The organism is Thermophilibacter provencensis (assembly GCF_030372065.1).
In the GTDB taxonomy this organism is placed as follows: domain Bacteria; phylum Actinomycetota; class Coriobacteriia; order Coriobacteriales; family Atopobiaceae; genus Thermophilibacter; species Thermophilibacter provencensis_A.
This window is the reverse complement of the sequence record NZ_JAUDEA010000005.1, coordinates 1-14690: the sequence shown is the minus strand read 5'-3', so window position 1 is coordinate 14690 and position 14690 is coordinate 1. Positions and strand designations below refer to the sequence as shown.

Below are 14690 nucleotides of genomic sequence, written 5' to 3'. Positions count from 1 at the left end.
ACAGGGTTTTGCCCGCGCCCCGTCCGCACGAACGTCTTTTGCCGTACCATAGTGAGCCGTTGAAGAACAAGACGCCCAGAGTGTCCAGAATGTACCCGGTACAAAGTGGACAAGTGAACGCGGGCGACAAGCGAGGAGGCACCATGCCCAACGAGGGAAGCTACGAGGCGGCAAAGCGCAAGAGCGACGAGGTCCACGCCGACCTTCTCGTCCACCCCGAGAAGTACACGATGCTCACGGGCGACCGCCCGACGGGGCGCCTCCACCTCGGCCACTACTTTGGCACGCTCGTGGACCGCGTGCGCCTGCAGGACATGGGCGTGCGCACCAACGTCATCATTGCGGACTACCAGGTCATCACCGACCGCGACACCACCGAGCACATTCGCGACAACGTCTACAACATGGTCATCGACTACCTGGCGTGCGGGCTCGACCCGGCCAAGACGATGATCTTCACGCACTCCGCGGTGCCCGAGCTCAACCAGCTCATGCTGCCCTTCCTCAGCCTGGTGACCGAGGCCGAGATGGAGCGCAACCCCACCGTCAAGGCCGAGCAGGAGGCCTCCGGGCACGCGCTCACGGGGCTTCTGCTCACCTACCCGGTGCACCAGGCGTGCGACATCCTCTTCTGCAAGGGCAACATCGTGCCCGTGGGCCGCGACCAGCTGCCCCACATCGAGATCACCTCCAAGATTGCCCGCCGCTTCAACGAGCGCTACGGCCAGGTCTTCCCTGACGTGACGGGTCTTCTCACCTCCACGCCGCTGCTCCCCGGCCTGGACGGCCGCAAGATGAGCAAGTCCTACGGTAACGCCATCTCCATCTCCATGACCGCCGAGGAGACGGCCAAGCTCATCAAGAAGTCCAAGAGCGACTCCGAGCGCATGATCACGTTTGACCCCGAGAACCGCCCCGAGATATCGGGCTTGCTCACGACCGCCGGCATTTGCACCGGGCGCGGCCCGCGCGAGATTGCCGAGGAGATTGGCATGGGCGGCGCCGGCCAGCTCAAGCGCGTGGTGACCGAGGCCGTGAACGGCTACTTTGCCCCCATCCGCGAGCGTCGCGAGAAGATCGCCAAGGACATGGGCTACGTGGCCGACGTCCTGCACGAGGGCAACCGCCGCGCCCGCGAGATTGCCGCCGCGACCCTCGACGAGGTCCGCGAGGCCATGGGCATGGTGTATTAGGCGAGCCTGAGGCCCTGTGGCTTTTGCCACGCTCTGGGTTCCGCCGCGTCCTGTAGTCCGGGTGCACAAATCTCGATTTGTGCAAACGTGGCGCTCAAATCCAAGATGTGAGCACGGGAGGCGGCATTGGGACCGTGGTTTTGGGGCTCACCCTTGATTGTCCTTCTCGCCAACAGTGCTTTTTTCGGCGAGAAGGACCTCGCACAAAAGCTCGTATGCACAAATCCCCCATTTGAGCGCGTCAATTGCTCAAATGGGGGATTTGCGTGCGGGGCGGACGCCCGCCCCGCGTAACTTTTGCAAACGCCTACTTCAGCGTCGCGTACATCACGGCCTTGATGCTGTGCAGGCGGTTCTCGGCCTCGTCAAAGACGCGGCTCTGCGGGCCCTCGAAGACCTCGTCGGTCACCTCGAGCTCGGGCAGGCCGAACTTCTCGTAGACCTCCTCGCCGATCGTGGTCTCGCGGTCGTGGAAGCTCGGCAGGCAGTGCATGAAGATCGCGTCGGGTGCCGCCTTGGCCATGAGCTCGGCGTTGACCTGGTACGGGGAGAGCAGGCGGATGCGCTCGCCCCAGAGGTCGGAGGACTCGCCCATGGAGACCCAGATGTCGGTGTAGATGACGCTCGCGCCGCGCGCGCCCTCGTCAACGTCGGGCGTGAGCGTGATCGTGGCGCCCGTCTCGGCGGCAACCGCGCGGCACGTCTTCACGAGCTCGTCGGAGGGCATCTGCTCGGCGGGACCGCACGCGCAGAAGTCGATGCCGAGCTTGGCGCAGACCACCATGAGCGAGTTGCCCACGTTGTTGCCCGCGTCGCCCATGAAGGTCACCTTGCGCCCGCGCATGCCGTCGCGGCCAAACTCCTCCTCCATCGTGAGGACGTCGGCGATCATCTGCGTGGGGTGAAACTCCGTGGTGAGGCCGTTCCACACGGGAACGCCCGCGTACTCGGCGAGCGTCTCGACGCGCTCCTGCCCGTAGCCGCGGTACTCGATGCCGTCGAACATGCGGCCGAGCACGCGGGCGGTGTCCTCGATGGACTCCTTCTTGCCAATCTGGCTCGCGGAGGGGTCCAGGTAGACGGCGTGCATGCCGAGGTCGGCGGCGCCCACCTCGAAGGCGCAGCGCGTGCGCGTGGAGGTCTTCTCAAAGATGAGGGCGACGTTCTTGCCCTCGAGGTAGCGGTGCGGCTCGCCGGCGTGCTTCTTGGCCTTGAGCTCCGCCGAGAGGTCGAGAAGGTAGCGAATCTCCTCGGGCGTGAAGTCGAGGAGCTTGAGGAAGTGGCGTCCAGAGAGGCTAACTGCCATGGTTTCTCCCTTCGAGGGGGCGTGTGTCCTGCAGATTGTATCGCATGTGACACGGGCGTCAGAGCCCAGTGTCACATGGCGCCGGGCCCTGATGATGACAAACTACCCTGTCACCTTTGTCATCATGCGGGGAGGGGGGTCGCGCCAGAAGGCCATCGACATGCAGTGGGGGCCGCCGCGCCCGCGCGAGAGCTCGGCGGAGGGAATCTCCAGGAGCTCGATGCCCTCGCGTGCCAGGATGTCGTTGGTCACGGCGTTGCGCTGGTACACGAGCACGCGCCCCGGCGCCACCGCCAGCGTGTTGGACCCGTCGTTCCACTGCTCGCGCACGCTCGCGATGGGGTCGTCCCCGCCGCACTTGATGAGTCGCACGGCGTCGAGCCCGAGCGCCCGGGCCAAAATGACGTCGAGCGTGTCGTCGAGTCGCCTGATGCGCACCGAGCCCGGTCTCCCCCCACGGGAGAGCTCAAAGACGTGAAGCGTCCCCAGGATTCCCGGGTGCACGGTGAAGGCGTCAACGTCAACCTGCGTAAAGACGGTGTCAAGGTGCATGAAGGAGCGCTTGTGCGGGATGGAGAACGCATAGACGCGCTCGATTCCAGAGACCGGCCCGCCCCACAGCAGGCGATGCGCCAGCTCGTCGATGGCCGCGGGAGAGGTGCGCTCGGAGATGCCCACGCCAATGACGTCCGCACCGAGCACGAGGATGTCGCCGCCCTCGATGTTGTGCGGCTGCGAGCTCGTGTACCACTGGGGCGCGCCGCCATACTCGGGGTGGTAGCGCAGCATGAACTCGCCAAAGACCCCCTCGCGGCGGCGCGTGCGGGAGAGCATACTGTTGATGGAGACGCCCTCGCCGATGACCGAGAACGTGTCGCGCGTGAAGTAGATGTTGGGGATGGGGTCCACCACGAGCGGAGAGCCGGCGTTGCCGTCCGTGAGCATGAGGTCGGCAAGGGAGGCGGCCTGGCTCGACGAGAGGTCGAGCTCGTCCGCGCGCACGCCCTCGATGCACTTGTCGACAAGCGCCCTCGTGTCGTCAATGGAGTCGAGCAGCTCGCGAACCGCGCGCCGTGCCGCACGCCCGCAGAGCCCGGACTCGTCAAGCCAGCGCTCGCAGAACGCCCCGCGCGCCGACGGTGCGGCGTCGAGCGCCTCGGCAACGAGCTCGTCCAGGTAGAGCACCTCTACGCCCTCGTCGCGCAGCATCTGCGCAAAGGCGTCGTGCTCGCGCTGCGCCTCCTCCAAAAACGGGATGTCGTCAAAGAGCAGCGGGCCAAGCGTGTCCGGAGAAAGGTTCAGCAGCTCGTTTCCGGGCCGGTAGAGCATGACCTTGCGCAGCCGCCCGATCTCCGAGCGGACGTTGAGACCTTCGTACATCAAGACCCCCTCGAGTGCCATTTCCTTTCATAACCATAACGCACGCAGACGGCTCGGGCCCCCGTCCCGGCTGCTATCATCAAGAGATGCCATATATCTGTGGTGGGCACCCACCACCAGTTGAGAGGTACGGACCATCCATGAGCAAAGAGACAGCCGAGAAGAAGGACAAGGACCCCAAGGCCGAGAAGGACGACAAGCCCAAGGGCGAGAAGCACGAGCGCGACTTCTCCTACACCCAGAACCGCGAGATCAGCTGGCTGCGCTTTGACGACCGCATCCTCGACGAGGCCTACGACGAGCAGGTGCCCGTCTTCGAGCGCCTCAAGTTCTGCGAGATCGTGGAGTCCAACCTAGACGAGTGGTTCATGATCCGCGTGGGCGGCCTGTCCGACCTCGCCTCCCTCAAGAACCAGCCCAAGGACAACAAGTCAAACCTCACTCCCGGCGAGCAGCTCGACGCCATTTTTGAGGCGCTTCCCACCCTTGTGGACCGTCACGAGAAGGGCCTTGCCCAGGTTGAGGCCGCGCTCGCCAAGAAGGGGCTCGAGCGCGTCTCTCCCGCCGACTACACCGACGCCGACCGCTCCGCCGTGCAGCGCCACTTCGACCGCCGCCTCGCGCCGATCATCTCCCCGCTCATCGTCGACCCGCGCCACCCCTTCCCCAACCTGCGCAACGGGCGCCTCTTCGTGGCGTGCTCGCTTGACGGCGCCGACGAGTCGGGGCTTCTCGGCATCATCGAGGTCCCCTCGACCGAGCAGCGCGTGGTGGCGCTGCCGTCCGCCTCGAAGGCATACCGCTACACCCTGCTCGAGGACGTGCTCGAAACCTGCCTCGACCAGTGCTTTGGCGAGTACGTTCCCAAGCGCTCCGCCGTGCTGCGCGTGACGCGCAACGCCGACATTGACCCGGACGGCGAGGGCGTGGAGGAGGAGGAGGACTACCGCCAGCACATGAAGAAGGTCCTCAAGCTCCGCCAGCGCCTCCAGCCCGTGCGCCTGGAGATCCGCGGCAAGCTCGGAAAGAAGCTCGAGGACCTCATCGCCGACGAGCTCTCTCTCGAGCAGCGCCGCATCTTCCGCCTCAACCGCCCCATTGGGCTTGGGTACGTCTACGGCCTCGAGTCCCACATCCCCGACCACGAGCACGCGTCGTGCGTCTACCGCCGCTTTGAGCCGCAGGTCTCCCCGATGGTGGACCTCTCGCTGCCCATGCGCGGCCAGGTGGAGGACCACGACGTCCTTCTCACCTACCCGTACGAGTCCATGACGCCGCTGCTGCGCCTCGTGCGCGAGGCCTCCGCGGACGATGCCTGCATCTCCATCAAGATCACGCTCTATCGCGTGGCCAAGAGCTCGCACCTCTGCGAGAGCCTCATCAGCGCGGCGGAGGCCGGCAAGGACGTGACCGTCCTCATGGAGCTGCGCGCCCGCTTTGACGAGGCCAACAACATCGCCTGGGCGGAGCGCCTCGAGGACGCGGGCTGCACCGTGATCTACGGCTCGGAGGGCTTCAAGTGCCACTCCAAGATCTGCCAGATCACCTACCACGACCGTGACGGCATCTCCCGCATCACGTGCCTCGGCACCGGCAACTTCAACGAGAAGACCGCGACCCTCTACTCCGACTTCATGCTGCTCACCGCCGACGAGGGCATTGGCGCGGACGGCAACACCTTCTTCCGCAACCTCTCGCTCGGAAACCTCCGCGGCTCCTACAAGCACCTCGGTGTGGCCCCGGTGGGCCTCAAGCCCCTCGTGATGCGCGGCCTTGACCGCGAGATCTCCCGCGCCCGCTCCGGCGAGCCCGCCCGCGTCTTCCTCAAGATGAACTCGCTCACGGACCGCGACGTCATCGACAAGATCTCCGAGGCCTGTGAGGCCGGCGTGCGCGTGGTCATGATCGTACGCGGCATCTGCTGCATCAAGGCGGGAGTGCCGGGCAAGACCGACGGCCTCGTCATCCGCCAGATTGCCGGCCGCTTCCTCGAGCACGCGCGCATCTACGCCTTTGGCGAGAGCATGGACACGATCTACCTCTCGAGCGCGGACATGATGACGAGAAACACCGAGAGGCGCGTGGAGATCGCCTACCCCGTGCGCGACCCCGCGTGCTGCGAAATCGTCCGCCACTTCATCGAGCTCCAGCTCTCGGACAACGTGAAGGCGCGCCAGCTCACCTCCGAGGGAACCTGGGCGCGCATTGAGTCCGAGCCGGACGCCCCACGCGTCATCTGCCAGGAGGTGCTGCTGAGGGAGGCCTACGAGAAGGCCCGGGCAGCCGTTGAGGCCCGCGCGGCGGCGCGCAGGGAGTCCCGCGTTGAGCCCGAGGCGGACGCCGCCCCGGCGCTCGCAACGGTTGCCGAGCCGAAGGCGGATGCCGATGGCGGCTACGTTGAGGTTCCCTCCGCGGCAGAGCCCGCCGTCGAAGCTCCCGCACCGGCCCCGGCGCACAAGCCGTCGCCCGCCCCGGCACCCGCCCCCGCGCCCAGGCGCGGTCGCGTCTCCCGCGCGCTCTCGCTCTTTGGCCAGGCGTTCGGAACGCTCTTTGGCGGGGGTGACGAGTGAGAGAGGTGCGCGAGGAGCAGCTCCGCATAGAGCGCATGACATACGGCCCGGACGCCGTGGCACACGACGCCTCCGGCAAGACCGTCTTTGTGAGCGGCGCCGTTGCCGGCGACGTGGTTCGCGCCGTCCTTGACCGCGAGGAGGAACGCTGGTCCCACGCGCGCGCCGTGGAGGTCGTCGAGCCGTCTCCCGACCGCGTGAGGCCCGCCTGTCCCTATGCCGGCGTCTGCGGGGGCTGCCCCTGGGCCGCCCTCTCCTACGACGCTCAGGCACGCTCGAAGCGCGCCAGCGTGGTCGACGCCCTCGCCCGCATTGGCCGCATGGGCGAGGAGCGCGCCGAGAGGCTCGTCTCGCCGCTCGTCTCGCCAGGCGAGCCCTGGGGCTACCGCAACAAAGTCGAGCTCGCCGCCGTGCGCGCGGGTGGGCGCGTCACCCTTGGGATGCACGGCGCCGGCGAGGGGGACGTCGTGCGCGTCAAAAGCTGCATGCTGCTCGACAAGGCGCACTCCGGCACCGTCAAGTCCGTTGCCGGAGCCCTCTCCTACCTTGCCGGAAGCAACGGGATCGACCTCGAGCGCGTGGGCATCCGCATCTCGCGCCGCACGCGCGAGGTGGAGGTGGCGCTCTGGGACCGCCCCGGCGCCTTCCCGCGCGCCCAGGCCGCCAAGGTCCTCGAGGACGCGCTGAGGCCGACCTCGGCAGTTCGCGTCATGCAGAAGGGCCCCGCAAAGGCCCGCCGCATCGCGGGAGTTGAGTGTCTCTCGGGCGCCGGCTCGTGGGGCGAGGTCGTGGGCGAGGAGCGCATGCGCGTCTCCGCCCCCTCCTTCTTCCAGGTGAACACCAAGGGCGCCGAGAAGCTCGTGGAGCTCGTCATGGAGGCGCTGAGGCCCCAGCCGCACGAGGAGGCGATGGACCTCTACTGCGGGGCGGGCACCTTCACGCTGCCGCTCGCCCGTCGCTCGGGGTTTGTCTCTGCCGTGGAGTCCTACGGGCCCGCCGTGCGCGACCTGCGCCGCAACCTCGAGTCCGCGGGGCTTGACAACGTCGACGCCGTGGGCGGCGACGCCGGGCGCGAGTTCCCGGACACGGACGCCGACGTCATCGTGGTGGACCCGCCGCGCGCGGGGCTGGCCGAGGACGTGGTGAGGCGGCTCTCCGAGCAGCCGGCCCGCGCGATCGCCTACGTGAGCTGCAACCCAGCCACCCTGGCGCGCGACCTCGCCCGCTTCGAGCAGGCCGGGACCTTCTCGCCGAGGCGCGTGACGCCGGTCGACCTCTTCCCGCAGACCTTCCACGTGGAGACCGTGACCCTGCTCGAGCGCGCGTAGGGGGCACTCGGGGCATCGCCGAGAGGACGTGGCAGCGACATGAGACAGACCGAGGCCATAGATGCTATTGCCGGGGCGGCCATGGCCGACGGGCTCGTCGAGGCAGCGCTTCTCAAGGGCTCGTTCGGCCGCGATGACGAGGACGCGTTCTCTGACGTCGACCTCTACCTCGTGGTCTCGCCCGCCGCGCGAGAGGCCGTGCTCGCGCAGCGGCGAGCATACCTGGCCGCCTTCGACGAGCCGGTCTTTCTCGAGGAGGTGAGCTTCGGGCTACCGCAGCTCGTGGCAATTTTCGACGACGCGACCCACGTTGACCTCTACGTGGCGCTGAGGGAGGAGATCGGCCACGAGGACCCCATCCGCGTGTGGAGCGACCCGAGTGGCCTGTTCGAGGGCTTCGCATGGGAGCGCGCGGCGGTGAGCGACGAGACCCTGGCACGGCTCTTCTCGAGCGCACTCTACTGCATCGTGGAGGCCGACAGCGCCTATCGCCGCGACAACTACGCGTGGGCGGCCAAGATCCTATGCGACGCCGCCGGGTCCGCCGCCGTCCTGCTGCGCTGGCCGGACGACCCGACCCACGCGTTTCTCGGTCTCAAGAAGCTCAACCAGATCGTGTCGCCGGAGCGCTACCGCCTGCTGGAGGGTATCTACGCCCACCTGAGCGGGCCGGAGCTGCCGCGGGCCGCCGAGCTCCTGACGCAGGCGCTCGGCGCGTTTCTCGCCGAGGCGGAGCCGTCCCTGCGCGCGCAGCTCGACCTCCGCTTCTGGGAGTGGGTTCGCTCGGGCCTGGGCACGACGCTCTTCCCCGCCGGGCGCTGACGCGGACGCGATCCGCCTGGGCAGCAGGAGACGGAGGCCTCATGCCCTCGATACGCCGCATGACCGAGAAGGACCTCGGGCTCCTCACGGCGCTTCTCGCCGACGAGCGCTCGATGGAAATCGGCTGGGTACTCGCCCCGCGGGCGTGGGGACGTGGCTACGCCACCGAGCTCACGACGCTTCTCGCCGACCGGGCACACGCGGCCGGACGAGATGCGGTCATCGAGTGCTCCCCCAGCCACGCAGCAAGCCGTCGGGTCGCCGAGAAGTGCGGCTTCCTCGTGAACGGGACACGAAACGACCTGCTTGTCTTGCGCCTGAGCGCGCCGGCCACGCCGTAGCGCGCAGCGCCTCCGAGCGTCGGAGCATGCGTGCGGGGGCGGGCGCCCGGAGCACGGAGCCGGGCAAAACCCACTCTGCAGCTAGGAATATAAGCCCAGCTCACAACCGTTGGCCGTCTTTTTGGGCTATACGGGAAAGACGGTTGCACGCGCGGCGAGAAACGTGTAAAAACGAGAATGAAACCTGGGCGAGGGGCCCAGGCCCAGGCTAGAGAGAGGAATCATCATGAAGGCTACCGTCAACGAGGATTGCATCGGCTGCGGGCTCTGCGAGGGCACCTGCCCCGACGTCTTCTCCATCTCTGACGACGGCGTTGCCGTTGCCATCGAGGAGGACGTTCCCGAGGACGCCGAGGACGCCGCTCAGGAGGCTGCTGACAACTGCCCCGTCTCTGCCATCGTGGTCGAGTAGGTAGTTGCGTCAGTCGACGCCTTGCGGGGGCCGCATGCCGGCTCCCGCTTTTTTGTATGGAGGTAGCACGTGATTCTAGCTTCGCAGTCCCCCCGCCGCCGGGAGCTCCTCGCCGAAGCCGGCTTTGAGCTCACCATTGCCCCCGCAGACATCGACGAGACGCGCCGACCTGGCGAGAAGCCCGTCGATCTGGTGCTTCGCCTTGCCGCCGAGAAGGCCGAGGCGGCCCGGGCCAACCTCTCCCACGTGCCAGCGGACGGCTTTCTGGTGGCCGCGGACACCATCGTGTGGATGGGGGACGAGGCGCTCGGCAAGCCCAGGGACGCGTCGGACGCGGCGCGCATGCTAAGAGAGCTCTCCGGGCACACGCACGAGGTCTCGACGGGCGTGTGCGCCATGAGGCTCTCCCCCGATGGCTCCGAGCTCTCCCGCGCGCACTTCGTGGAGACCACCGACGTCACCTTCTGGGAGCTCACGGACAGAGAGATCGAGGCCTACGTGGCCACCGGGGAGCCGCTCGACAAGGCTGGCGCCTACGGCATCCAAGGGGCCGGACGCCTTCTTGTGAGAGGAATCGAGGGGGACTACCCCAACGTCGTCGGCCTGCCCATCGCACGCCTTGTGCGAGAGCTCGGCAGGCTTGTCTGTGACGAGAGAGACCTCATCGCAGACGCCATCAGAATCGGAGGTGCCCATGCCTAGCGAGAAGAGCGTAACGAGCGTCACGCAGATTCCCGGCATCTACGTTGGCCACGCAACCAACGAGGAGGCGGGGACGGGCTGCACGGTCATCGCATGTCCGGAGGGGGCCACGGGCGGCGTCGACGTGCGCGGCGGCGCGCCGGCCACGCGTGAGACAGACCTCCTGCGCCCCGAGGAGACCGTTGAGGTGCTCCACGCCGTCGTGCTCTCGGGCGGCAGCGCCTACGGGCTCAGCGCGTCCTGCGGCGTGGCAGAGGAGCTCGAGCGGCGCGGCTATGGCCTCGACGTGGGCGTGGCGCGCGTGCCCATCGTCTCCGGGGCGTGCCTGTTTGACCTTGCATGCGGCGACCCCACCGTCCGCCCGAGCGTCGAGGACGGCCGCGCGGCCTGCGCATCCGCGCTCGATGGTGCCGGTGTGCCTCTCGCGCGCGGAAACGTGGGCGCTGGCACGGGCTGCACCGTCGGTAAGCTCGCCGGCCCAGAGCGCGCCATGAAGTCCGGCCTCGGCGAGTTCGTGGAGTGTGCGGGCGAGCTGCTCTGCGGCGCGATATCGGCCGTGAACGCCTGCGGCGACGTGCACGACCCCGACACCGGCGAGAAGATCGCGGGCCTGAGAAACGAGGACGGCGCGCTTGGCAGCAGCGTCGAGGCACTTCTCGGCGGCTACGCGACGATGCCGCTCAGCCGCACCAACACCACCATCTCCTGCGTGGTCACCAACGCCCGGCTCACCAAGGCGCAGGCCACCAAGGTCGCGCAGATGGCGGCCGACGCCTACGCGCACGCCATCTCGCCCACCCACACCACCAACGACGGCGACACCGTCTTTGTTATGGCGACGGGCGCGGTTGAGGCGCCGGTCGACGTGGTGGGCGCGCTGGCCACCAAGGCGCTCGGGCGCGCCATCGCCGACGGCGCGCGCCAGGCTGAGTCCGCCTACGGCTACGTTGCCGCATGCGACCTCTAGCAAGTCGGCTCATTCTTCGCGAGGTCAGCGCGCAAGCAGGGAGCCCCGCCGTCCTTCTCGCAAGAAGTTTCGCGAAGCGCACTTCTGGAGAGAAGGACGGCGGGACTCCCCCACTGAATGTACGATTGACGAGCTAGTTGAACTTGACCAGCTTCTGCGCGGCGCGGTAGCCGGCGAGCGTGAGGGCCTTCCCCACCGTGCCCGGCAGGTTGGTGGCAAGCCCCACCACACCATGACGAGCGCGACGATACATGCGCCTGTCGTAGGCCTTGAGCTCGTCCCAGAGCCTCTGCAGCTCGTCCATGGCGTCGGGGCGGTCGCTCTTCTTGGAGAAGACCGAGCAGATGGCCATGATGATCGTGAAGTAGTTCATCATGTAGCTGCGCAGCTTGGCCGAGGAGATGTCGTCGTAGACGTGGTAGGCGTGCATCATGACGCGCGCCACGCGCCAGTAGTGGTCCACGCGGCTCGTGAGGACCTTGTCGTTGACGGACTGGTCCTCGCGCCCGATGAAGTAGCGGTAGACGTCAACGTCAAGGTAGTAGATGCTGCGGCACGCAGGGAACGGCACGTAGGCGTAGATGTTGTCCACGTAGAAGGTGTGCGGCGGCATGTCGAGCCCCGCCTCGCGCAGCACGTCCACGCGATACGTGAGAGCGTGCATGAGCAGGTACTGCCACATCATGAAGTGGCCCATGTCGTTCCAGGTGAAGACGCGGCCCACCGGAAGCACGTGGCGGTAGTCAACCACGTTTTGCGTGTTGTCCTCAACGTGCTCGTAGACGTAGTTGGTGATCACGAGGTCAACGTGCTCGCCAAGGCCAATGAAGTAGCGGAGCTTCTCCAGAAGGGCGCTCACCGCGTCGGCGTCCACCCAGTCGTCCGAGTCGACGTTCTTGAAGTAGACGCCCTTGGCGTTGCGCACAGCCTGCATGACCGCGGCGCCGTGACCGCCGTTCTCCTGGTGGATGGCACGGATGATGGCGGGGTAGCGCCTCTCCCAGGCATCAGCCTTGGCTGGCGTGTCGTCCTTCACGGAGCCGTCGTCGACGATGATGATCTCTACGTCCTCGGCATAGCCCGTTCCCTCGAGGATGGACTCTATGCAGTGGTCCATGTAGGCAGACGAGTTGTAACAGGGAATGCCAAAGGTGATGGTCTTCTTCATGCGGAGTTCCTAGCTGTGCTGGGCGATGATCTCGTCGGAGAGGTCGAGCGCTGAGGCAACAACGCCGTCCATGTCGTAGTAGCGATACTCCGCCAGACGGCCCACGCAGTGGAAGTTGACGAGGCCGGCAACGCGCTCGCGGTAGCGGCGATAGAGCTCGAGGTTCTGGTCCTCGAGGATCGCGTAGTACGGCGTCTCGCCGGAGCCCGGCGTGTAGGCCTTGGAGTACTCGCGCATGATGGTGGTCTTGCCGGGAACCACCTGGCCGGTCATGTTCTTGAACTCGGTGATGCGCGTAAAGTCCTCGCTCGTGGTGTAGTTCACCGTGCCCACGGGCTGGAACTGATCCATGTCGAGCGTCTCGAACTCCATGTCGAGCGTGCGGTACGGCAGGGCACCCAGGTCGAGCCCAAAGAGCTCGTCGAGCGGCCCGGTGTAGATGATCTCGCCGCCGTAGGGACGGCCGCACACCGCAACGCTCGTCTCGGAGACCTTGAGGAGGTCGCGCGCGTCCACGCCAAGGAAGACGTCGATGCAGTCGTGGTCGAGCATGTGCTCGAAGAGCGCCGTGTATCCCTCGGCAGGCATGCCCTGGAAGGGGGCGCCGGGGAAGTAGCGGTCGTCATCGCCCACAAAGACCGGCACGCGCCCGGTGATCGAGGGGTCAATCTGATCGGGCGTCTGACCCCACTGCTTCATCGTGTAGTAGAGGAAGACGTTCTCAAAGACGTAGTCGGCGACCTCAACGAGCTCGGGGTCGTTCTTCTCGCGAAGCTCCATGATGGGCACCTTCTTGTTCTCGCCGAAGGTGGCAACGAGCTTCTGGTAGAGCTTCTCGCCCTTCTGGTCGCCAAAGGCGAGCTTGAGCGACCGGTGGTTAAAGGGCACCGGCATGAGCGTACCGTGAATGTTGGCGAGGACCTTGTGCTGGTAGTCCGTCCACTCGGTGAAGCGCGAGAGGAACTCGTTCACGCGCTCGTTTACCGTGTGGTAGATGTGCGGGCCGTACTTGTGAACCAAGATGCCCGCCTCGTCCACGTAATCGTAGGCGTTTCCCGCGATGTGGTCACGACGCTCGAGCACGCAGACCTTGAAGCCGCACGACTCGACGAGCCGCCGCGCGCAGACCGCCCCCGCATAGCCGGCACCAACGATGATGGCGTCGTAGGAGTCGGGCGAGAAGCCCGCGGACAGTCCGTTCTCGATACCCATAGGAATCCTCTCAGCGATCTTGCCCGCAGCCTTGTGGAGACGGGCGACAAGGACGAAACGCTCGCCCATTCGTCCGCATGATTCTAGCACCTCGACCCTATAATGAATTTCGAGGCGCGCGCTCGCCGCCAATCCGGGCGTTTTTGCGGCGTGAGCGTGCGGGAAAATCGAGCGTTTTGTGAAGGAGCGCACATGAGCGAGTTTCTTGACCGCATGAAGGCTGCCGCCAAGGCTTACAAGAAGACGATCGTCCTGCCCGAAGGCGAGGACCCTCGCACTCTTGAGGCCGCGCGCAAGATCGTGGAGGAGGACCTGGCGAACCTCGTCATCCTGGGCGACCCGGCGAAGATCGACGTCGAGGGCGTGACCGTCATCGACCCGACCTCCCCCACCGCCCCCAAGCACGAGGCCTACGCCCAGAAGTTCGCCGAGCTGCGTGCCAAGAAGGGCGTGACCATCGAGCAGGCGCGCGCCCAGATGATGGACGCCACCTACTACGGCACCATGATGGTCAAGATGGGCGACGCCGACGGCCTGGTCTCCGGCGCCTGCCACTCCACCGCCAACACGCTGCGCCCGGCCCTGCAGATCCTGAAGACCGCCCCGGGCACCAAGCTCGTCTCGGCCTTCATGGTCATGTGCACCAAGACCCCGCAGTTTGGCGCCAACGGCACCCTCGTCTTCGCGGACTGCGGCCTCAACATCGCCCCGACCTCCGACGAGCTCTCCGAGATCGCCATCGCCTCCGCCAACTCCTTCGCCACCTTCATGGATGACGTGGAGCCCAAGGTCGCGATGCTCTCCTACTCCACGATGGGCTCGGCCGGCGGTGACACGGCCAAGAAGGTCCAGGAGGCCACCAAGTTTGCCAAGGAGAAGGCGCCCGAGCTCGCCATCGACGGCGACCTCCAGCTCGACGCCGCCATCGTTCCCGAGGTCGCGGCCCTCAAGGCCCCCGAGAGCACCGTGGCCGGCCACGCCAACGTGCTCGTGTTCCCCAACCTCGAGACCGGCAACATCGGCTACAAGCTCGTCCAGCGCTTTGGCAACGCCGAGGCCTACGGCCCCATTCTCCAGGGCATCGCCAAGCCGGTGAACGACCTCTCGCGCGGCTGCTCCGCCGACGACATCGTGGGCGTCGTTGCCATCACCGCGGTCCAGGCGCAGATGGCCGAGTAACACAGGCGTTAAGCTCTCAACCAGGGCCCCGGGGGGGGGGGGGGGGGGGCGGGGGGGCGGGGGGGGGGGGGGGGGGGGGGGGGGGGGGGGGGGGGGGGGGGGGGGGGGGG

At 66.9% G+C, this 14690-nt stretch carries 13 protein-coding genes; 9 read left to right on the top strand and 4 right to left on the bottom strand.

Going from position 1 to position 14690, the window contains the following annotated elements; genetic code table 11:
- The first annotated feature begins 143 nt into the window (after positions 1 to 143).
- Entirely contained in the window at positions 144 to 1193 is a 1050-nt protein-coding gene (trpS, locus tag QUW25_RS04340) for a tryptophan--tRNA ligase (protein WP_289510997.1), read from the top strand.
- Between the two features lie 307 nt (positions 1194 to 1500).
- Here trpS and argF read toward each other — a convergent pair whose 3' ends face one another.
- Positions 1501 to 2499, bottom strand: a complete 999-nt coding sequence (gene argF / locus QUW25_RS04335; RefSeq protein WP_289510996.1) for an ornithine carbamoyltransferase — start codon at positions 2497 to 2499, stop codon at positions 1501 to 1503.
- A 102-nt stretch (positions 2500 to 2601) separates the two neighbouring features.
- Positions 2602 to 3879, bottom strand: a complete 1278-nt coding sequence (locus QUW25_RS04330; RefSeq protein WP_289510995.1) for an arginine deiminase — start codon at positions 3877 to 3879, stop codon at positions 2602 to 2604.
- Positions 3880 to 4019: 140 nt separating this feature from the next.
- Between QUW25_RS04330 and ppk1 the strand changes: the two genes are divergently transcribed.
- From ppk1 to QUW25_RS04295, 7 genes are all read left to right on the top strand, one after another.
- Positions 4020 to 6449, top strand: a complete 2430-nt coding sequence (ppk1, locus tag QUW25_RS04325; RefSeq protein WP_289510994.1) for a polyphosphate kinase 1 — start codon at positions 4020 to 4022, stop codon at positions 6447 to 6449.
- A gap of 35 nt (positions 6450 to 6484) precedes the next feature.
- Complete coding sequence (gene rlmD, locus QUW25_RS04320) at positions 6485 to 7777, top strand: 23S rRNA (uracil(1939)-C(5))-methyltransferase RlmD (protein WP_289511117.1); 1293 nt, start codon at positions 6485 to 6487, stop codon at positions 7775 to 7777.
- Positions 7778 to 7816: 39 nt separating this feature from the next.
- The gene (locus QUW25_RS04315) at positions 7817 to 8599 is read left to right on the top strand and encodes a hypothetical protein (RefSeq protein WP_289510993.1); all 783 of its coding nucleotides are present in this window, start codon (positions 7817 to 7819) and stop codon (positions 8597 to 8599) included.
- Between the two features lie 41 nt (positions 8600 to 8640).
- Positions 8641 to 8940 (top strand): GNAT family N-acetyltransferase, encoded by a 300-nt coding sequence (locus tag QUW25_RS04310; RefSeq protein ID WP_289510992.1) that lies wholly within the window; start codon positions 8641 to 8643, stop codon positions 8938 to 8940.
- A gap of 226 nt (positions 8941 to 9166) precedes the next feature.
- Positions 9167 to 9352 carry a ferredoxin gene (locus tag QUW25_RS04305; protein ID WP_075280240.1) on the top strand — a complete coding sequence of 62 codons (186 nt, stop codon included), beginning with the start codon at positions 9167 to 9169 and terminating at the stop codon, positions 9350 to 9352.
- A gap of 69 nt (positions 9353 to 9421) precedes the next feature.
- Positions 9422 to 10054: a Maf family protein gene (locus tag QUW25_RS04300; RefSeq protein ID WP_289510991.1), complete on the top strand. Its 633-nt coding sequence runs from the start codon at positions 9422 to 9424 to the stop codon at positions 10052 to 10054.
- Positions 10047 to 11021, top strand: coding sequence for a P1 family peptidase (locus tag QUW25_RS04295; protein WP_289510990.1), 975 nt, complete (start codon positions 10047 to 10049; stop codon positions 11019 to 11021). The genes QUW25_RS04300 and QUW25_RS04295 overlap by 8 nt, the downstream gene beginning before the upstream one ends.
- A gap of 133 nt (positions 11022 to 11154) precedes the next feature.
- On the opposite strand, the gene QUW25_RS04290 is transcribed toward QUW25_RS04295, so the two are convergent.
- Positions 11155 to 12189: a glycosyltransferase family 2 protein gene (locus tag QUW25_RS04290; protein ID WP_289510989.1), complete on the bottom strand. Its 1035-nt coding sequence runs from the start codon at positions 12187 to 12189 to the stop codon at positions 11155 to 11157.
- A 9-nt stretch (positions 12190 to 12198) separates the two neighbouring features.
- Positions 12199 to 13401 carry a UDP-galactopyranose mutase gene (glf, locus tag QUW25_RS04285; protein ID WP_289510988.1) on the bottom strand — a complete coding sequence of 401 codons (1203 nt, stop codon included), beginning with the start codon at positions 13399 to 13401 and terminating at the stop codon, positions 12199 to 12201.
- Positions 13402 to 13593: 192 nt separating this feature from the next.
- Here glf and pta point away from each other — a divergent pair, with 192 nt between their 5' ends.
- Positions 13594 to 14580, top strand: a complete 987-nt coding sequence (pta, locus tag QUW25_RS04280; RefSeq protein WP_289510987.1) for a phosphate acetyltransferase — start codon at positions 13594 to 13596, stop codon at positions 14578 to 14580.
- The last annotated feature ends 110 nt before the right edge of the window (positions 14581 to 14690 follow it).